Raw genomic sequence first — 19,162 nt, 5'->3', positions numbered from 1 at the left:
GCACCGGGGCGGTGGGGCGGCGGCGCTGCTTGCCGAAGACCAGCTCCCAGAGCAGGTTGCGGCCCGGCTCGCCGGTGATCATCGACTGGATCTGAGCCCGGTTGTGGAAGTGGCCGTCGCGGAACTGCGGGGAGCGGGCCGCCCGTTCCGCCCGGGCTCCGGTGAGTCGCCCGCCGAGCTGCGCCGGCACGTCCCGCGCCGCGTACGCGAGACCGGCCACCGCGGCCAGCCCCGCCAACCGCCACAGCCGCCCGCTGATGGCCGAACCCGGTTGCCCGTCCGCTGGTGCCCGCATCGTCTCGTCCCCTCCGCCGTCTCCCGTCGTACACGGTAGTCACCGTGTCGACGCCCGAGCGCCACTACCGGGAGTGGCCGGGCGGGAGGCGAGCCGGCGGCGTAGCCGGCGTCCCGCCGCCGCGCCGGCGGACGCGGCCGTGTCGCCGACCGACCGGAGCAGGCCCGGCAGGTCGGGCAGCCAGCCGCCGCGCACCGCCTCGCCGGCCGGGTGGGGCCGGAACACCACGCCCTCGGTCGGCGGCACCGGCCGGTCGGTCAGGCCACCGAGGCGCATCAGCGGCCCGACCAGCACGTCGTAGAGGCCCGGCAGTGCGGTGAAAGCCACTCGCATGATCAGGTTGAGCCGGCCCACCGAGATCTCCCGGCGCGGCCGGTCGGCGCAGTCGACGACGGCCCGGGCCACCCGCTCCGGGGTGGTGATCGGCAGCGGAGGCCGCCCGATCCGGCCGGCGTAGTTGGCCGCCTGCCGGTAGACCGGGGTGTCGACACTGCCGGGGGTGATGAGGCAGACCTGCACCCCGGGCAGGTCGCGGGACTCCTGCCGCAGCACCCGGGACAGGCCGTGCAGGCCCCACTTGCTGGTCACGTACGCGCCGAGGTAGGGCGCGGTGACGTGGCCGAGCACCGAGCCGGTGAGGATCAACGTGCCGCGCCGCGCCGACCGGAAGTGCCGCAGCGCGGCCCGCGCGGCCGCGGCGGCGGCCAGCAGGTCGGTCCGGACCACCTGTTCGAACACCGCCGCCGGGGTCTGGTCGAACCGCCCGTACGCCATCACCACGGCGGTGTGCACCCACACGTCGATCCGGCCGAACTCGGCGACCGCGGTGGCGGCCAGGGCGTCGAGCGCGCCGGTTTCGGTGACGTCGGTGGGCACGTCGCGCACCTCCGCGCCGACCTGCCGGCACTCGTCGCGGACCTGGGCGAGGGTCTCGGGGGAACGGGCCGCGAGGACCAGGCGGTCACCGCGACCGGCGAACTCCCGGGCGGTGGCGCGGCCGATGCCGCTGCTCGCCCCGGTGATCACCACCACCCGGCTCACGGCGCGAGCACGACCTTCACGCAGCCGTCCCGCTTCTTCTGGAACATCTCGTACGCCCGCGGCGCCTCGGCCAGCGGCATCCGGTGGGTGCGCAGGTCCGCCACGCCCAGCGGGTCGTCGTCGGCGGTGAGCAGCGGCATGATCTCGTCGGTCCAGCGGCGTACGTGGCACTGGCCCATCCGTAGCTGGACGCCCCGGTCGAACATCTCCATCAGCGGCAGCGCGTCCACCTCGCCGCCGTAGACGCCGGTGACGGAGACGGTGCCGCCGCGGCGGACCGCCTTGAGCGCGGCCGTGAGGACCACCAGCCGGTCGACGCCGACCCGGTCGGTCATCGCCCGGGCCAGCGGGTCCGGTAGCAGCCCGGCGGCGGTCTGGGCGATCCTGCCCAGCGGAGCGCCGTGCGCCTCCATGCCGACGGCGTCGATGACCGCGTCCGGCCCGCGCCCGTCGACCAGGTCGACCAGGGTGCCCGGCAGGTCGTCGAGATGGTTGACGTCGAGCGTCTCGACACCGTGCCGGCGGGCCATCTCCAGCCGCTCCGGGACCAGGTCCAGCCCGATCACCCGGTCCGCACCGAGGTGGCGGCCGATCCGGGCGCAGAGCTGGCCCACCGGGCCGAGACCGAAGACCGCCAGGGTGCCGCCGGGCGGGGTGTCGGCGTACCGCACCGCCTGCCAGGCGGTGGGCAGGATGTCGCTGAGGTAGAGGTAGCGCTCGTCCGGGCCGTCCTCCGGGATCCTGATCGGGCCGAACTGCGCCTGTGGGACCCGCAGGTACTCGGCCTGCCCGCCCGGGACCGAGCCGTAGAGCGAGGTGTAGCCGAACAGGGCGGCGCCCTTGCCCGTCGAGGTCACCTGTGTGGTCTCGCACTGCGCGTAGAGCTGCCGGTCGCACATCCAGCAGTGTCCGCAGGCGATGTTGAACGGCACGACCACCCGGTCGCCGGGCTTGAGTCCGGTCACCTCGGGACCGACCTCCTCGACGACGCCCATCGGCTCGTGCCCGAGGATGTCGCCCGGCCTCAGGTACGGCCCGAGCACCTCGTACAGGTGCAGGTCGGAGCCGCAGATCGCGGTGGAGGTGATCCGGACGATCGCGTCGGTCGGCTCCTCGATCGTCGGGTCCGGCACGTTCTCCACCCGGACGTCCCGTTTGCCGTGCCAGGTCACTGCCCTCATCGGCGGTCCCCTCTCCCTGCGTCCCGGGTATGTGCTACCCGGGCGGGCGGGGTTGAACCGGTGGTGCCGGTCCTGTCGCCGAGGGTGGTGCGCGTCGCACCGCGCCCGATAACCCTCAGATGCGCCACGTGGGGGCATTCCGGTCGAGGAATACCCCCACGTGCGAGTAACGGTTATCGATGGACGACCGAGGGCCGGCCGTCGGATCAGGGCTCAGGAGCCCGGCTTGCCGCCGTTCTTGGCGGTCGCCGCCAGGTAGTCGCGGTTGAGCCGGCCGATGGTGTTCAGCGGGATGCCCTTCGGGCAGACCACGGTGCACTCACCGGCGTTGGTGCAGCCGCCGAAGCCGGCCTCGTCGTGGGCGTCCACCATGCCGATCACCCGGGTGTACCGCTCCGGCTGCCCCTGCGGCAGCAGCGAGAGCTGGGTGACCTTGGCAGCGGTGAAGAGCATCCCCGAGCCGTTCGGGCAGGCCGCCACGCACGCGCCGCAGCCGATGCAGGCGGCCGACTCGAAGGCGGCGTCGGCGTCGGCCTTGGGCACCGGGGTGGAGTGCGCCTCCGGGGCACTGCCGGTCGGGGCGGTGATGTAGCCACCAGCGGCGATGATCTTGTCGAAGGCGTTCCGGTTGACCACCAGATCCTTGATCACCGGGAAGGCCCGGGCCCGCCACGGCTCGATGTCGATCGTCTCGCCGTCGGAGAACTGCCGCATGTGCAGCTGGCAGGCGGTGGTGCCGCGCTGCGGCCCGTGCGCGTCGCCGTTGATCATCAGGCCGCACATGCCGCAGATGCCCTCGCGGCAGTCGTGGTCGAACGCGACCGGCTCCTCACCGGAGAGGATCAACCGCTCGTTGAGCACGTCGAGCATCTCCAGGAACGACATGTCCGGGGAGACGTCCTCGACCTGGTAGGTCACCATCCGACCCTTGTCCTCAGGGCCCTTCTGGCGCCAGATGCGCAGGGTCAGATTCACTTGTAGCTCCGCTGCGTGGGGTGGACGTATTCGAACTTCAGGTCTTCCTTGTGCAGCACGGCCGGCTCCCCGGTGCCCGTGTACTCCCAGGCCGCCACGTAGGCGAACCGGTCGTCGTCGCGCTGCGCCTCACCGTCGGGGGTCTGGTGCTCGGCCCGGAAGTGGCCGCCGCAGGACTCCTCGCGGTGCAGGGCGTCGACGCACATCAGCTCGGCCAGTTCGAAGAAGTCGGCCACCCGGCCGGCCTTCTCCAGCGACTGGTTGAGCCCCTCGCCGTCACCCGGGACGCGGACCCGCTGCCAGAACTGCTCGCGCAGGGCCCGGATCTCGTCGATCGCCTTGCGCAGCCCGGCCTCGGTGCGTTCCATGCCGCAGTGCTCCCACATGATCTGACCCAGCTCACGGTGGAACGAGTCCACCGTGCGGTCGCCGTCGACGGCGAGCAGCCGGGTGATCCGGTCCTCCACGTCGTGGCGGGCCTGCACGGCGGCCGGGTGGCTGGCGTCGATGGCCTCGAACGGGCCGGCGGCCAGGTAGTTGGCGATGGTGGCGGGCAGCACGAAGTAGCCGTCGGCGAGACCCTGCATCAGCGCCGACGCGCCGAGCCGGTTCGCGCCGTGGTCGGAGAAGTTCGCCTCGCCGATCACGAACAGCCCGGGGATGGTGGACTGCAGGTCGTAGTCGACCCAGAGGCCGCCCATCGTGTAGTGCACGGCCGGGTAGATCCGCATCGGGACCTCGTACGGGTCCTCGCCGGTGATCCGCTCGTACATCTCGAAGAGGTTGCCGTACTTGGCCTCGATGGCCTTGCGGCCGAGCCGGTTGATCGCGTCGGCGAAGTCGAGGTAGACGCCGAGCTTGGTCGGCCCGACCCCACGGCCCTCGTCGCAGACGTTCTTCGCGGCGCGAGAGGCGATGTCGCGGGGAACCAGGTTGCCGAAGGAGGGGTAGATCCGCTCCAGGTAGTAGTCCCGCTCGTTCTCGGGGATGTCACGCGGCGCGCGGTCGTCGCCCTTGGCCTTCGGCACCCACACCCGGCCGTCGTTGCGCAGCGACTCGCTCATCAGGGTCAGCTTCGACTGGTGGTCGCCGGAGACCGGGATGCAGGTCGGGTGGATCTGCGTGTAGCAGGGGTTGGCGAAGTACGCGCCCTTGCGGTGCGCCCGCCAGGTGGCCGTGACGTTGCAACCCTTGGCGTTGGTGGAGAGGTAGAAGACGTTGCCGTAGCCGCCGGAGGCGAGCACCACCGCGTCGGCCATCTCGGTGCTGATCTCGCCGGTGACCAGGTCCCGGACCACGATGCCCCGGGCCTTGCCGTCGACGACGACCAGCTCCAGCATCTCGTGCCGGGCGTTCATCTCCACGTTGCCGAGGCCGATCTGCCGCTCCAGCGCCTGGTACGCGCCGAGCAGCAGCTGCTGGCCCGTCTGCCCGCGGGCGTAGAAGGTGCGCTGCACCTGCGCGCCGCCGAAGGAGCGGGTGTCGAGCAGGCCGCCGTACTCGCGGGCGAACGGCACACCCTGGGCCACGCACTGGTCGATGATGTTGACCGAGACCTCGGCCAGCCGGTGCACGTTCGACTCCCGGGAACGGAAGTCACCGCCCTTGACCGTGTCGTAGAAGAGCCGGTGGACCGAGTCGCCGTCGTTGCGGTAGTTCTTGGCGGCGTTGATGCCACCCTGCGCGGCGATGGAGTGCGCCCGGCGCGGGCTGTCCTGGTAGCAGTACGACTTGACCCGGTAACCCTGCTCGGCCAGGGTCGCCGCGGCCGAGCCGCCGGCCAGGCCGGTGCCCACCACGATCACGGTCATCTTGCGCCGGTTCGCCGGGTTGACCAGCTTGGCGGAGAAGCGGCGGCGTTCCCAGCGGGTCTCGATCGGACCCTCGGGGGCCCTGGTGTCGGCGATCGGGTCGCCCTCGGTGTAGAGATCCATGATCAGCGCACCAATCCGATGAGTACGGCGAACGGCACCACCAGGTAGCCGGCGGTCAGCGCGACGGCGAAGACCAGCGCGAGGTTTTTGGCCCGGCGCTCACCCTTCGGCGTCTGCTGGCCGAGGCTGCGGAACGCGCTGAAGGCGCCGTGGCGCAGGTGGAAGCCGAGGGCGACCACCGCGAGGGTGTAGAAGAGGGTCACGTACCAACGGTCGGGTGCGAAGTCCGCCACCACGTTGGCCTGCGGCCGGGTCGGGTCGCCGACCGGGTTCAGGTGACCGGTGGTCAGGTCCAGGATGTGGTAGATCACGAAGAGCCCGATGATCACTCCACCCCAGCGCATGGTGCGGGCGGCGTAGCTGCCCTGGACCTTCCTGCGGTGGGCGTACCGGACCGGGCGGGCGGCCCGCGCGCGCAGCGCCAGCACGGTGGCGGCCCAGATGTGCGCGATAAGGGCAGCCAGCAGCGCGCCGCGCTGCAGCCACAGGTACCAGCCGGCGGGCAGCAGGGGGCTACCCAGCTCGCGCAGCCAGTGGGCGTAGTGGTTGAACGACTCGGCACCGGCGAAGATCTTCAGGTTGCCGAGCATGTGGGCGATGAGGAACAGCACGAGGAGAAGGCCCGTCACCGCCATGACGGCCTTGAGACCGACGTTCGAGCGGATGGGCGACCGGGTTTGCGTGACTACCACGTGATGGACGCTAGAAGCACTTTGATCAGTCGTCCAATGCATCGACCTCGCAGTCTTGATAGCCGTAGGCTATCGAGGTGCAGCTCCATCAGCTGAAATACTTCGTCGCGGTCGCTGAAGTACGACATTTCACCCAAGCCGCTGACCTGGTCGGCATCACCCAGCCGTCGTTGAGTAAGCAAATTCACGCCCTGGAGACCGACCTCGGGGCCCCGCTCTTCGAACGGGTAAGGGGCAACATCACCCTCACCACGGCCGGAGAGGTGCTGCTGCCGCTGGCCAAGCGGATCCTCGCCGACGTGGAGACCGCCACCCGCGAGGTGCAGGAACTGGTCGGCCTGCGCCGGGGGCGGGTCCGCCTCGGCGCCACCCCCAGCCTCGCCACCTCGCTGGCACCGCCGGTGCTGCGTCGGTTCCGCGACGCCCACCCCAGCGTCGACCTGCGGGTCGAGGAGGGCGGCTCGCAGGATCTCGTCCGCCTCCTGCTCCGCGGCGACCTCGACCTCGCCCTGATCATCATGCCGGCGCAGGGCGCCGACCCCGGGCTGCGTGTCGACCCCATCCTGCGGGAGAGCCTGGTCGTCGCCTCCGTCGACCCGCTGCCCGCCGCGCACTGGACCGGCCAGGTGCGCGTCACCGACCTGCGCGACCAGCCGTTGGTGATGTTCCGCGAGGGCTACGACCTGCGCGACGCCACCCTCCAGGCCTGCCGGGCCGCCGGATTCGAGCCGACCGTCGCGGTCGACGGCGGGGAGATGGACGCCGTGCTCAGCTTCGTCGAGGCGGGCCTCGGCGTCGCGCTCGTCCCCGGCATCGTGGTCGCCCGCCGGGCCGGCGTCCGGGTCACCCGGCTCGCCCCGCCCGGCGTACGGCGGACCATCGCGGTGGCCCGGCGGCGCGACGTGGTACCCACCCACGCCGGCCGGGAGCTGCGTCGGATCCTGCTGGAGTACGTGCACGACGCCACCGGCGGCGACGAACTGCCCCCGGGCGTGGAACCACTGTGACCGCACCGGTCGCGCACGCTGGAAGACGTCGCACCGGCCCTGCCACCCCTACGCTGCCCACATGTCACCTGCCGGCCGCGCCGTGGTGATCGGCGCCAGCATGGGCGGTCTGCTCGCCGCCCGCGCCCTGACCGACGCGTACGCCGAGGTGATCCTGCTCGACCGGGACGACCTGCCGGCGACCCCGACCAGCCGACGCGGCGTGCCCCAGGGACGCCAGCTGCACGTGCTGCTGGACCGGGGACGGCAGGTGCTCGCCGACCTGTTCCCCGGCATCGGCGAGGAACTGACCGCCCGGGGCGCCTGCCCGGTCGACCTGCACGGCGAGGTCCACTGGTACAACGACGGGCACCGGATGCGCCGCGCCCCCTCCGACCTGGTCGCCTACGGCATGAGCCGGCCGCTGCTGGAGCAGGTGGTGCGGGAGCGGGTCGCCGTCCTGCCCGGCGTACGGGTGCTGTCCGGGCACACGGTCACCGGCCTGCTCACCGAGGGCGACGGGGCCCGCGTCACCGGTGTGCGGGCGGTCCCCACCGGAGCGGACCGGACCGAGACCACCATCGACGCCGACCTGGTCGTCGACGCCGCCGGCCGGGGCAGCCGCAGCCCGGTCTGGCTCGCCGAGCTCGGCTACCCGGCCGCGCCGGAGGAACGGGTCGGAATCGACGTCACCTACGTCACCCGCACCTACCGGCGGGAGCCGGGCCAGCTGGAAGGGCTGCTGGGCGCGCTGGTCAACGCGATGCCGGGCCGGCCTCGCGCCGGCATCGTCGCCCCGCACGAGGACGGCCGGTTCGCGGTGGTGCTCAGCGGCGTGCTCGGGGAGCAGCCGCCCACCGACGACGAGGGCATGGCCGCGTTCGCCGACTCGTTGTCCGCCCCGCAGATCGGTGAGCTGCTGCGCACCGCACTGCCGGCGAGCGAACCGGTCCGGATGGGCTACCCGGCCAGCGTCCGCCGCCGCTACGAGCGGCTGCGTCGCCTGCCCGAGGGGCACCTGGTCTTCGCCGACGCGTTGTGCAGCTTCAACCCGATCTACGGGCAGGGCATCACGGTGGCCGCGCTGGAGGCGCTGCTGCTGCGCCGGCTGCTCGCCGAGGGCGGTGACCGGCTGGCCCGGCGCTTCTACCGGGGGGCGGCCCGACTGATCGACGGCCCGTGGCAGATCTCCGTCGGCACCGACCTGCGCTTCCCCGAGGTCGCCGGTCGGCGCACCCTCAAGGTGCGGCTGGTCAACGCCTATGTCGCCCGGCTGCACGCGGCGGCCACCACGGACGCGGACCTCGGCGCGGCCTTCCTGCGGGTGATCAACCTGGTCGACCCGCCGACCCGGCTGCTCTCCCCGGGCCGGGTGCTGCGCGTGCTACGCGGACCGCGTCCGGCCCCGGCGTCGGTCCGGCAGGTCCAGCGTCACCCGGCCTGACCGGGGATCACCGCCCCTCGGCCTCGTCCATCGCCCGGTAGATCCGCTGCTCCGACACCGGGTACGGGGTGCCCAGCGCCTGTGCGAAGACGTTCACCCGCAGCTCCTCGATCATCCACCGGATCTGCCGGACCGCCGCCGAGTTCCGCTTCGCCGGCGGCAACGCCGCCAGCAGGTCGGCGTACTCCTTGCGCACCACGGCGATCCGATCCTGCTGTTGGCGGTCCCGCTGTGGGTTGCCGGGGAGCCGGTCCAACCGCCGTTCGATCGCGGTCAGGTAGCGCAGCAGGTCGGGCAGGCGGGCGTACCCGGTCTCGGTGATGAAGCCGGCGTGCACCAGGCCGGAGAGCTGCTGGCGGATGTCGGCCAGGGCGGCCACCACGGCCAGGTTCTGGGTCTTGCCGAGCCGCTGCTCCACCGCGTACGCGGCGGCGAGCACCCTGCGGACCCGGTCCATCACGTCGACCACCGTGTCGACCAGGTCGGCGCGGACCCGCTCGCGCAGCGCGGCGAAGCCGTCGGCGTCCCAGGCCGGCCCGCCCGCGTCGGCGACCAACTTGTCGATCGCCGCGCCCGCCGCGTCCTCGATGAGCTGCTGCACCCCGCCGTGCGGGTTACGGCTCAGCGCCAGCTTCGCCTCGTTGGAGAGCCGGCCCTGCAGGAACCTCGCCGGGGACGGCACGGTCAGCCGCAGCAGCCGGCGGGTGCCCGCCCAGTGCGCGGCCTCCTGCTCGGCGGGGGAGTCGAACACCTTCACGCCGACGGTGGCGCCCTCGTCCACCAACGCCGGGTACGCGGTCACCGCGTACCCGGCGCGGACCTGCTCGATGGTGCGGGGGAGAGAGTCGATGCTCCACTCCTTCAGGCCCGTCCGGGCGACGTCCGGCGCGGCGGCGGCCACGACCTGGCGTACCTCCTGGCGGAGCTGGCGTTGCAGGGCGGCGAGGTCCTTGCCCTCGGCGACCGGCCGGTTCTCCTCGTCGAGCACCCGGAAACCGACCCGCAGGTGCGGCGGGAGCTTGCCGACGTCCCACGCCTCGCGCGGGACGGTGACCCCGGTCATCCGGCGTAGCTGCCGGGTCAGCGCGTCGAGCAGCGGCTCCTCGCCGGGGGTGATCGCCGCCAGGGCGGCGCGGGCGTAGTCCGGCACCGGGACGAAGTTGCGGCGCACCGCCTTGGGCAGCGACCGGATCAGCGCGATGACCAGCTCCTCGCGCAGCCCCGGCACCTGCCAGTCGAAGCTTTCCGCCGGGACCTGGTTGAGCAGCGGCAGCGGGATGTCGACGGTGACGCCGTCGCTGGGGGCGGTCGGGTCGAAGGTGTACGTCAGCGGCAGGGTTACCCCGTCGGCCCGCCACTGGTCCGGGTAGTCGGCCTCGTCGACCCCGCCCCGGCCGGCGTTGACCAGCAGGTCACGGGTGAAGGTGAGCAGGTCGGGGTGTTCCCGGCGGGTCTGCTTCCACCAGGCGTCGAAGTGCCGGCCGGAGACCACGTCGGCGGGGATCCGCTCGTCGTAGAACTGGAAGATCGTCTCGTCGTCGACCAGGATGTCGCGCCGCCGAGCCCGGTTCTCCAGCTCCTCGACCTCGGCGCGCAGCCGCTGGTTGTCCTGCCAGAACTGGTGGTGGGTGGACCAGTCACCCTCGACGAGGGCGTGCCGGATGAACAGCTCCCGGCTCAGCCCCGGGTCGATCCGCCCGAAGTTCACCTTGCGGGAGGCGACGATCGGGATGCCGTACAGGGTGACCTTCTCGTAGGCCATCACCGCGGCCTGCTTCTTCTCCCAGTGCGGCTCGCTGTAGCTGCGCTTGACCAGGTGCTGCGCCAGCGGCTCGACCCACTCCGGCTCGATGCGACCGGCGACCCGGCCCCACAGCCGGGAGGTCTCCACCAGCTCGGCGGCCATCACCCAGCGCGGTGGCTTCCTGAACAGCGCCGAACCGGGGAAGATCGCGAACTTCGCGCCCCGCGCGCCCAGGTACTCGTGCTTCTGCGCGTCCTTGAGCCCGATCTGCGACAGCAGGCCGGGCAGCAGCGACTGGTGCACCTTCGAAGTGTCGATCTCCTCCGGCAGGTCCGCGCCGACGCCGCGCCGGCCGTCGCCGTCGGCGTCGCGCGCCGGTCGCCCACCCCGGCCTCCCTCCGGCGTACGCAACACCTGCCGCAGTTGGCTGACGATGTCCTGCCACTCGCGCACCCGCAGGTAGTTCAGGTACTCCGCCTTGCACATCCGGCGGAACGCGCTGGACGACAGCGCCCGCTGCTGCTCCCGCAGGTACCGCCACAGGTTCAGGTACGCCACGAAGTCCGACTCTTTGTCGGCGAAGCGGGCGTGCGCCTGGTCGGCCTGGGCCTGCTTCTCCGCCGGCCGCTCGCGCGGGTCCTGGATGGACAGCGCGGCGGCGATCACGACGACCTCGGTGGCACAGCCGTTGCGTTCGCCCTCGATTACCATCCGGGCCAGCCGGGGGTCGACCGGGAGCTGCGCCAGCCGCCGGCCCAGCGGGGTGAGCCGCTTCGTCGGATCGGCCTGGGTGGGGTCGAGCGCACCCAGCTCGTGCAGCAGGCTGACGCCGTCGGCGATGTGCCGCCGGTCGGGCGGGTCGATGAACGGGAAGGCGGCGATGTCGCCGAGCCCGATCGAGGTCATCTGGAGGATGACCGAGGCGAGGTTGGTGCGCAGGATCTCCGGGTCGGTGAACTCGGGGCGGGCGGCGAAGTCCTGCTCGTCGTAGAGGCGGATGCAGATGCCGTCGGAGGTGCGGCCGCAGCGGCCCTTGCGCTGGTTCGCCGACGCCTGGGACACCGGCTCGATGGGCAGCCGCTGCACCTTCAGCCGGCTGGAGTAGCGGGAGATGCGGGCGGTGCCCGGGTCCACCACGTACTTGATGCCGGGGACGGTCAGCGACGTCTCCGCGACGTTGGTGGCCAGCACCACCCGGCGGCCGGTGTGCGGGGCGAAGACCCGGTGCTGCTCGGCGGTGGACAGCCGGGCGTACAGCGGAAGGATCTCGGTGCCGAGCAGGGTCCGCTTCTTCTGCACCAGCTTGCCCAGCGCCTCGGCGGTGTCCCGGATCTCCCGCTCACCGCTGAGGAAGACCAGGACGTCGCCGGGCCCCTCGGCGGCCAACTCCTCGACCGCGTCGCCGATGGCCTGGATCTGGTCACGGACGTTCTCCTCGTCGGCGTCCTCCTCGTCGGCGTCGACGACCTCGACCAGTGGTCGGTACCGCACCTGGACCGGGTAGGTCCGCCCGGAGACCTCGACGACCGGGGCGGGCTCGCCGTCGGGTGCGTCCTCGGTCGGTGGACCGGCGAAGTGCCGGGCGAACCGACCGGTCTCGATGGTGGCCGAGGTGATGATCACCTTCAGGTCGGGGCGGCGGGGCAGGAGCTGCTTCAGGTAGCCGAGGATGAAGTCGATGTTCAGGCTGCGCTCGTGCGCCTCGTCGATGATCAGCGTGTCGTACTGGCGCAGCATCCGGTCGGTCTGCAACTCGGCCAGCAGGATGCCGTCGGTCATCAGCTTGACCAGGCTGTTGTCGCCGACCTGGTCGGTGAAGCGGACCTTGTAGCCGACCACCTCGCCCAGTTCGGTGCCCAGCTCCTCGGCGATCCGGTCGGCGACGGTGCGGGCGGCGAGCCTGCGGGGCTGGGTGTGCCCGATCAGCCCGTGCACACCGCGTCCCAGCTCCAGGCAGATCTTGGGCAGCTGGGTGGTCTTGCCGGAGCCCGTCTCGCCGGCCACGATCACCACCTGGTGGTCGCGGATGGCGGCGGCGATGTCGTCCTTGCGTTCGCTGACCGGTAGCTGCGCCGGGTAGGTGATCGCCGGCACGGCGGCCCGCCGGGCGGCCAGCCGGGACTCGGCCCGCGCCACCTCGGTGGCGATCTCGGCCAGCGCGCTGTCGCGCCGCTGCGGATCCTTGACCTTCCGGACGCCGTCCAACCGCCGCTGGAGGCGGCGCTGGTCGCGGAACATCAGGGAGTCCAGGCGGCGGTGCAGCTCGCGGACGGTGGCGGGTGCGGCGGGATTCTGCATGTCGTCGCCAAGGATAGGCAGCCCCACGGCGGACCGCTCCCGGGTTACCGCCGACGCCGTGGCAGGCTGCGGGCTGAGCCGGGCCGAGGCGTCTCAATCTGCCGCAAGTAGCGGTGTCCTCCGGCTGGGATGGCCCATCGTGGCGCTGACGGAGTCGATCTCGCGGGGGTTGTTGTTCGAGGTACGGCGGCGTCGCTGCCGGGGAACGCGGACTGACGGGGCTAGGCTGTCCGGCGACAGGACGGGGGCGCGAGATGAACATGCTGGACACGGACCGGGCGTTGGTCCAGGCCGCGACCGCGGTCGCCAAGCTGCGCTGCCGCAGCGACCGGCACACCGTCGCCGCCGCGGCCCGGACGGCCGACGGGCGGGTCTTCACCGGGGTGAACGTCGCGCACTTCACCGGCGGCCCCTGCGCCGAACTGGTCGTCCTCGGAACCGCCGCGACCCAGGGCGTCAGTGAGCTGGAGGCCATCGTCGCGGTGGGCGACCGCGGGCGGGGAGTGGTGCCGCCCTGCGGGCGGTGCCGCCAGGTGCTGCTCGACCATGTGCCCTCGATCCACGTGATCGTCGGCCCGATGGACGCCCTGCGGCTGGTGCCGGTGGCCGACCTGCTCCCCGAGACGGACAGCTGGGCGGATCAGCGGCTCGACGCCTCCGCGCTGGTCCGTACCGGGCAGTGGCCGATGCCGACCGTCCCGGCCAGCCGTCAGGCATCGGAGGACTGAGCGGCTTTCCCTGCGGACCGGTCCCCTGCCCGGGTGCGGGCAGGCGCGGCCGGCGGGCGGTTTCCAGTCACGAAACGGTGGCCTCCCGTCGAGGGAGGCCACCGTTTCCGCTGCGGCGGCCGTCTGCCGGCTCGCCGTTGACCCTGGCCGGTGCCGACCCGTCGGGGTGTCGGCGGGCCAGCGCCCGGGCGGCACGCGGCCATCACCAGGCGGGCACCACCGGGATTACGCCGGGCCGTCGGGTGAAGGTGCTGTCGGCGGGGTGCGGGTTACGCGGCGGTGGCGCCGTCCGAGCCAGGCTGGTCAGGAGCGGGTCACGCGGCGGTGCCGCCCCCCGGGTCAGCTGGTCAGGCGCGGGTGGTGTCGGCGGCGCGGGTGCGGCGGCCGAACAGGAGGTGGTCGACGCTGAACCGGCTGGCGCCCACCGCGGCCAGTAGCAGGCTCGCCGCGCCGAGGGTGAGGACGTACTCGTAGCCGCCCTGGTCGATGAAGAGGCCCTTGCCGGCGTGCACGAAGAGGAACGCGCCGGCCATGGTCACCGCCAGCAGCAGGCCGACGACCGGGAGGCCCGCGCCGACGATCAGCGCCGCGCCGCCGATCAGCTCGACCAGCGCGGCGAACCACGCCGAGAGGGTTGGCAGCGGCACGCCGGCCTGGTCGAAGAAGGCGGCGGTGCCGTCGATGCCGTTGGTGACCAGCTTCTGCCAGCCGTGGGCGAAGAAGACGATGCCGATGCCGACCCGGGCGAGCAGGATCACGACGTCACGGACGGGATTGGGCGGGGTCATGCGGTTCTCCTCGGTCTGGGCGTACGACTGTCGGACCCGCGCTGCCGACCGCCGGCCGGTAGGCCACGGCTGGCGCGCGAGCCATCGAAGCCGACCGTAGCGAGAAACTGTTGAACGCTCAACTTTTACGCGTTGCTTGAGAGTCTGATCACGACGCGCGCCCCGGCGCCTGCGGCGAATCGGGGTATCCGCATCGTCGGATACCCCGATTCGCCGCATGACAAGCGGGTGGTGGGTGGTCAGGCAGCGGTGGACCAGATGGCGCGGAACGCGGCGGCCTCCCCGGCCAGCCACTGCTCCACCTGCTCGGGCTTGGCGTCGGCGGGCATCCGGTGCGCCACGCCGCGCCGCACGTCGACCAGGACCGGCTCGGCGTGCGGCAGCACCGCGTCCATGTGTCGGGCCATCAGGTGCAGGGTGGCCAGCGTCGCCTCCCCGCTCGGCTGGGCCTCGTCGAAGTGCAGTCGGACCGCCTCGGCGCGGCCGTCGGCGTACCGGACACCGAAGTGCGGGTTGATCTTGACGGGCAGGTCGCCGAGCATGGCGAGCGCGTCACGGGTCTGCGCCAGGTCGACGCCGGCCGGGTCGCCGAGGGACTCCAGCCAGGCCGACGCACCCGGAACCAGCGTCTGGTAGAGCGGGCGCCAGCGGGGCTTGACCAGATCGGCCACCTGCGCCAGGTGGGTGCCACCGGTGTGAAAGGCGACGTCGGCCTTCAGGGCCTTGACGAACTGGCCGTGCGGGTTGAAGCCGGAGCGGCTGGCCCGCTGACGGCGCAGACCACCGACGAAGGTGGCCTTGGTCGGTCCGGTGCGGTCGACGTACCGGGTGAAACCGAGGAGGGTGGCGTAGGGGGTGATCGGGGCGGCGGAGGTGGGCGCGGTCATGGGCGTCCTCCCAGGTCAGCAGCTCGATTAGTACATACATTCTAATCGACGGGTGTGACATCGCCCAGGGAATCGGAGCCCCGGTTTGGAGCGAGGTGTGGCGCAGGGCTGATCCCCCTCACCATGCCGCGATCGGAGCGGATCACGGTCGTGGATGCCACTGTCCACGCAGAACATGTGCGTGCTGGCCACCGCCGGGCCCGACGGGCCGCTGGCCACACCGGTGCGCTACTACCCGCTCGACTTCGCGGTCATGTTCACTGCCGCGCCGCGCTCACCGAAGCTTCGCAACATCGCCGCCGACCCACGGGTGTCGGTGGGCATCTTCGCCCCGCTGGTCGGCCTGGCCAGCAGCCGCGGGGCGCAGCTGTTCGGTCAAGCCAGAGTGCTCTTCCCGGATGATCCCGACCGGGCCCACTACTGGGCCGCCTTCCGCTGGGAGAACGAACACGCCGAGCGAGGCCGCTCGCTCACCGAGTCACCCCGGGACACCCTCGTGGTCATCGAGGCGACCCGCATCGTCTACACCGAGCACTGGCTTCGACGCGAGGGGTACGCCGCCCGCCAGTTCTGGCGGCGCGCGGCGACCTGAGCCGGACGCCGACGCGACCCGCGGCGTCCCGCGCCAGCCAGGCAAAGCTCGACTCCTCGCCATCGCGCACGACGTCGAGTTGCTGCTGGACCGGCGGCCCGTCGACGGCCTGGAAACCGCGCCGCCGCAGCGCGTCGTGCAGCGCCGGGGCGTCGGCCGCCCACGCGAACCAGTCGATGTCCACGTGGTCCCTGGTCACCTCGCCCAGGAAGAAGTCCATCGCCCAGCCGCCGCGCAGCCACACCTCGATCCGGGCGTCCGCTGCGATGTCCACGACCTCGCCGATCAATGCCCGCTGCCGGTTTGCCCGCTGCACGTCCACGCCGGGCAGCGTACGGGCGGATGCTCCTACAGCTGCCCGACGTCGGTGATCCGGATGACCGCGGCACCCGCCTCGTCCGACGCCGCGAGGTCGACCTCGGCGCTGATGCCCCAGTCGTGGTCGCCCTCCGGGTCGTCGAGGATCTGCCGTACCGTCCAGCGTTCCCGGCCCTGCTCGATCATCAGCAGCGCCGGCCCGCGCGCGTCGGGACCCACCCCGATCTCGTCGTACGAGTCGAAGTACGGCGCCAGCGCGTCCGCCCAGGCGTCGGCGTCCCAGCCGTCGGAGCCGTCGAGTTCACCGAGGAGATCCCAGCGGCGCAGGGCGGCCAGCTCGACCCGGCGGAACAGCGCGTTGCGCACCAGCACCCGGAACGCCCGGGTGTTGCGGGTCACCGCCGGCGGCCGGTCGTCCAGGGCCGAGGCCACCTCGGCCACGTCGGACGGGTTGCGCAGCCGTTCCCACTCGTCGATCAGGCTGGAGTCGACCTGGCGCACCAACTCGCCCAGCCACTCGATGAGGTCGACCAGTTCCTCGGTCTTGGCGTCCTCCGGAACGGTCTGCCGCAGCGTCTTGTACGCGTCGGCGAGGTAGCGCAGCACCAGTCCCTCGGACCGGGTCAGCCCGTAGAACTGCACGTACTCGCCGAAGGTCATCGCCCGCTCGTACATGTCGCGGACCACGGACTTGGGGGAGAGCTGGTGGTCGGCGACCCAGGGGTGCCCCTGCCGGTACAGCTCGTACGCGTTGCCCAACAGTTCGGCCAGGGGCTTGGGCCAGGTCACCTCGTCGAGGAGTTCGAGGCGGGCCTCGTACTCGATGCCCTCGGCCTTCATCGCGGCGACCGCCTCGCCGCGCGCCTTGAACTGCTGGGCGGAGAGCACCTGGCGCGGGTCGTCGAGGATCGACTCGATCACCGAGAGCACGTCGAGCGCGTACGACGGGGACTCGACGTCGAGCAGCTCGATGGCGGCCAACGCCAGCGGGGACAGCGGCTGGTTGAGCGCGAAGTCGAGCTGCAGGTCGACGGTGAGCCGGACCCGCCGGCCGGCCTCGTCGGGCTCGTCGAGTTGTTCGACCACGCCACCGGCGCGTAGCGCCCGGTAGATGGCGATGGCCCGGCGGATGTGCCGGCGCTGCGCGGCGCGGTCCTCGTGGTTGTCGGTGAGCAGGTGCCGCATCGCGGCGAACGCGTCGCCGGGACGGCCGATGACGTTGAGCAGCATCGAGTGGCTGACCTGGAAGCTGGAGGTCAGCGGCTCCGGCTCGGCCTCCACCAGCCGCTGGAAGGTCGGCTCACCCCAGCCGATCGAGCCCTCCGGCGGCTTCTTCTTGACCACCTTGCGGCGCTTCTTCGGGTCGTCGCCGGCCTTGGCCAGGGCCTTCTCGTTCTCGATGACGTGCTCGGGGGCCTGCACGACCACCCGCCCGAGGGTGTCGAAACCGGCCCGGCCGGCCCGCCCGGCGATCTGGTGGAACTCGCGGGCCTTGAGCAGCCGGGTCCGCACCCCGTCGTACTTCGACAGGCCGGTGAACAGGACGGTGCGGATCGGCACGTTGATGCCGACACCGAGGGTGTCGGTGCCGCAGATGACCTTGAGTAGCCCGGCCTGTGCCAGGGTCTCCACCAGGCGGCGGTACTTGGGCAGCATGCCGGCGTGGTGTACGCCGATGCCGTGGCGCACCAGTCGGGACAGGGTCTTGCCGAAGCCGGAGGTGAACCGGAAGTTGCCGATCGCGGCGGCGATCATGTCCTTCTCGGCGCGGGTGCAGACGTTGACGCTCATCAGGGCCTGGGCGCGTTCCAGGGCGGCGGCCTGGGTGAAGTGGACGACGTACACCGGGGCCTGCTTGGTTTCCAGCAGTTCCTCCAGGGTCTCGTGCAGCGGCGTCATCGCGTACGAGAAGAGCAGCGGGACCGGCCGCTCGGCCGAACGCACGACGGCGGTCGGCCGGCCGGTACGCCGGGTCAGGTCGTCGACGAACCGGGTGGTGTCGCCGAGCGTGGCGGACATCAGGACGAACTGCGCCTGCGGCAGCTCGATCAGCGGCACCTGCCACGCCCAGCCCCGGTCCGGTTCGGCGTAGAAGTGGAACTCGTCCATGATTACCTGGCCGACGTCGGCCCGTGCGCCCTCCCGCAGCGCCAGGTTGGCCAGGATCTCGGCGGTGCAGCAGATGATCGGGGCGTCGGCGTTGACGCTGGCGTCGCCGGTGAGCATCCCGACGTTCTCCGCGCCGAAGACCTCGCAGAGCGCGAAGAACTTCTCCGACACCAGCGCCTTGATCGGGGCGGTGTAGAAGGTCGTCCGGTCCTCGGCCAGGGCCGCGAAGTGCGCCGCGATCGCGACCAGGCTCTTGCCGGAGCCGGTCGGGGTGTTCATGATCACGTTCGCGCCGGAGACGATCTCGATGACCGCCTCCTCCTGGTGCGGGTACAGCTCCAGGCCGCGCTCGGACGCCCAGCTGGCGAACGCGTCGTAGAGGGTGTCGGGGTCGGCGGTTCGCGGGAGCGCGGCGGTGAGAGTCATGGCGGCTCCCATCGTGCCCGGCGCACGCCCTTGCGCGCCAACCGGGGCCGGCCCGGCAGGGGAGTGGGATCAGCGGCGCCGGTGGACCAGGTCGAAGATCTCCCGGCCGGCGGTCAGGGCCCGGCGTTCGAACTTGGTCACCGGCCGGTGCGCGGGTCGCGGCGCGAAGCCGCCGTGCACGTCGACCAGTTCCGGGTCGGCGGTGAGGGTGGCCCGCATCGCCTCGGCGTACTCGGCCCAGTCCGTGGCGCAGTGCAGCGTTCCGCCGGGACGCAGCCGCGACCGCAGCAGCGCCACGTGGACCGGCTGGATGATCCGCCGCTTGTGGTGCCGCGCCTTCGGCCACGGGTCGGGAAAGAAGACGTGCACCGCGTCCAGGCACCCCTCGGGCATCGCCCGGACCAGTTCCAGCGCGTCGCCCCGGGCCACCCGGACGTTGCCCAGGCCGTGCCGTTCCACCAGCTCCAACAGGTTGCCGATGCCCGGCGTGTGCACCTCGACCGCCAGGTAGTCCCGATCCGGGTCGGCCCCCGCCATGGCCGCCGTGGCGTCACCCATCCCGGAGCCGATCTCCAGCACCACCGGGGCACCGCGACCGAGCGACGCCGGGTCGAACGGGCCGTCCAGGGCCGCGATGTCGAGGCCGTACGCGGGCCAGAGACGTTGCAGGGCGTCCGTCTGGCGGCCGGTCATCCGGCCGCGCCGGGGATGGAAGGTGCGGATC

General features: G+C 72.0%; 15 protein-coding genes and 1 pseudogene. 4 read left to right on the top strand and 12 right to left on the bottom strand.

Going from position 1 to position 19,162, the window contains the following annotated elements; translation table 11 throughout:
• The 6 genes and pseudogenes from E1166_RS20760 to E1166_RS20735 form a co-directional block, all read right to left on the bottom strand.
• A pseudogene (locus E1166_RS20760) lies at positions 1-295 on the bottom strand (Zn-dependent hydrolase); the annotation flags it as partial.
• Between the two features lie 39 nt (positions 296-334).
• On the bottom strand, positions 335-1,336 hold the full coding sequence (locus E1166_RS20755; RefSeq protein ID WP_132341166.1) for an SDR family NAD(P)-dependent oxidoreductase: 1,002 nt from the start codon (positions 1,334-1,336) through the stop codon (positions 335-337).
• Positions 1,333-2,517: a zinc-dependent alcohol dehydrogenase gene (locus E1166_RS20750; protein WP_132341164.1), complete on the bottom strand. Its 1,185-nt coding sequence runs from the start codon at positions 2,515-2,517 to the stop codon at positions 1,333-1,335. Before E1166_RS20750 ends, E1166_RS20755 begins: the two co-directional genes overlap by 4 nt.
• 213 nt (positions 2,518-2,730) lie before the next feature.
• Positions 2,731-3,492 (bottom strand): succinate dehydrogenase/fumarate reductase iron-sulfur subunit, encoded by a 762-nt coding sequence (locus E1166_RS20745; RefSeq protein WP_132341162.1) that lies wholly within the window; start codon positions 3,490-3,492, stop codon positions 2,731-2,733.
• Entirely contained in the window at positions 3,489-5,426 is a 1,938-nt protein-coding gene (locus E1166_RS20740) for a fumarate reductase/succinate dehydrogenase flavoprotein subunit (protein WP_132341159.1), read from the bottom strand. The genes E1166_RS20745 and E1166_RS20740 overlap by 4 nt, the downstream gene beginning before the upstream one ends.
• Before the next feature lie 2 nt (positions 5,427-5,428).
• Positions 5,429-6,160, bottom strand: a complete 732-nt coding sequence (locus tag E1166_RS20735) for a succinate dehydrogenase cytochrome b subunit (RefSeq protein WP_132341157.1) — start codon at positions 6,158-6,160, stop codon at positions 5,429-5,431.
• A gap of 29 nt (positions 6,161-6,189) precedes the next feature.
• Between E1166_RS20735 and E1166_RS20730 the strand changes: the two genes are divergently transcribed.
• Positions 6,190-7,125: a LysR family transcriptional regulator gene (locus E1166_RS20730; RefSeq protein ID WP_132341155.1), complete on the top strand. Its 936-nt coding sequence runs from the start codon at positions 6,190-6,192 to the stop codon at positions 7,123-7,125.
• Between the two features lie 61 nt (positions 7,126-7,186).
• Positions 7,187-8,548 carry a squalene monooxygenase gene (locus tag E1166_RS20725; protein WP_132341153.1) on the top strand — a complete coding sequence of 454 codons (1,362 nt, stop codon included), beginning with the start codon at positions 7,187-7,189 and terminating at the stop codon, positions 8,546-8,548.
• Positions 8,549-8,555: 7 nt separating this feature from the next.
• Here the strand turns inward: E1166_RS20725 and hrpA are convergent, their stop codons facing one another.
• Positions 8,556-12,590, bottom strand: a complete 4,035-nt coding sequence (hrpA, locus tag E1166_RS20720) for an ATP-dependent RNA helicase HrpA (protein ID WP_132341151.1) — start codon at positions 12,588-12,590, stop codon at positions 8,556-8,558.
• Between the two features lie 254 nt (positions 12,591-12,844).
• Here hrpA and E1166_RS20715 point away from each other — a divergent pair, with 254 nt between their 5' ends.
• Positions 12,845-13,318 (top strand): cytidine deaminase, encoded by a 474-nt coding sequence (locus tag E1166_RS20715; protein ID WP_132341148.1) that lies wholly within the window; start codon positions 12,845-12,847, stop codon positions 13,316-13,318.
• Between the two features lie 347 nt (positions 13,319-13,665).
• Here the strand turns inward: E1166_RS20715 and E1166_RS20710 are convergent, their stop codons facing one another.
• Positions 13,666-14,106 carry a DoxX family protein gene (locus E1166_RS20710; protein WP_132341146.1) on the bottom strand — a complete coding sequence of 147 codons (441 nt, stop codon included), beginning with the start codon at positions 14,104-14,106 and terminating at the stop codon, positions 13,666-13,668.
• A 239-nt stretch (positions 14,107-14,345) separates the two neighbouring features.
• Positions 14,346-14,993 (bottom strand): hypothetical protein, encoded by a 648-nt coding sequence (locus tag E1166_RS20705; RefSeq protein ID WP_132341143.1) that lies wholly within the window; start codon positions 14,991-14,993, stop codon positions 14,346-14,348.
• A 154-nt stretch (positions 14,994-15,147) separates the two neighbouring features.
• Here E1166_RS20705 and E1166_RS20700 point away from each other — a divergent pair, with 154 nt between their 5' ends.
• Positions 15,148-15,585, top strand: coding sequence for a pyridoxamine 5'-phosphate oxidase family protein (locus tag E1166_RS20700; protein WP_243710457.1), 438 nt, complete (start codon positions 15,148-15,150; stop codon positions 15,583-15,585).
• Here the strand turns inward: E1166_RS20700 and E1166_RS20695 are convergent.
• The 3 genes from E1166_RS20695 to trmB form a co-directional block, all read right to left on the bottom strand.
• The gene (locus E1166_RS20695) at positions 15,494-15,907 is read right to left on the bottom strand and encodes a hypothetical protein (RefSeq protein WP_243710456.1); all 414 of its coding nucleotides are present in this window, start codon (positions 15,905-15,907) and stop codon (positions 15,494-15,496) included. The two genes, E1166_RS20700 and E1166_RS20695, sit on opposite strands and share 92 nt — an antisense overlap.
• Positions 15,908-15,933: 26 nt before the next feature.
• Complete coding sequence (locus E1166_RS20690) at positions 15,934-18,438, bottom strand: DEAD/DEAH box helicase (protein WP_132341141.1); 2,505 nt, start codon at positions 18,436-18,438, stop codon at positions 15,934-15,936.
• Between the two features lie 69 nt (positions 18,439-18,507).
• Positions 18,508-19,161, bottom strand: coding sequence for a tRNA (guanosine(46)-N7)-methyltransferase TrmB (trmB, locus tag E1166_RS20685; protein ID WP_243710455.1), 654 nt, complete (start codon positions 19,159-19,161; stop codon positions 18,508-18,510).
• Position 19,162: the final 1 nt, after the last annotated feature.

It is taken from the genome of Micromonospora sp. KC213, from assembly GCF_004348325.1.
In the GTDB taxonomy this organism is placed as follows: domain Bacteria; phylum Actinomycetota; class Actinomycetes; order Mycobacteriales; family Micromonosporaceae; genus Micromonospora.
This window is presented reverse-complemented; position numbering and strand designations above follow the sequence as displayed.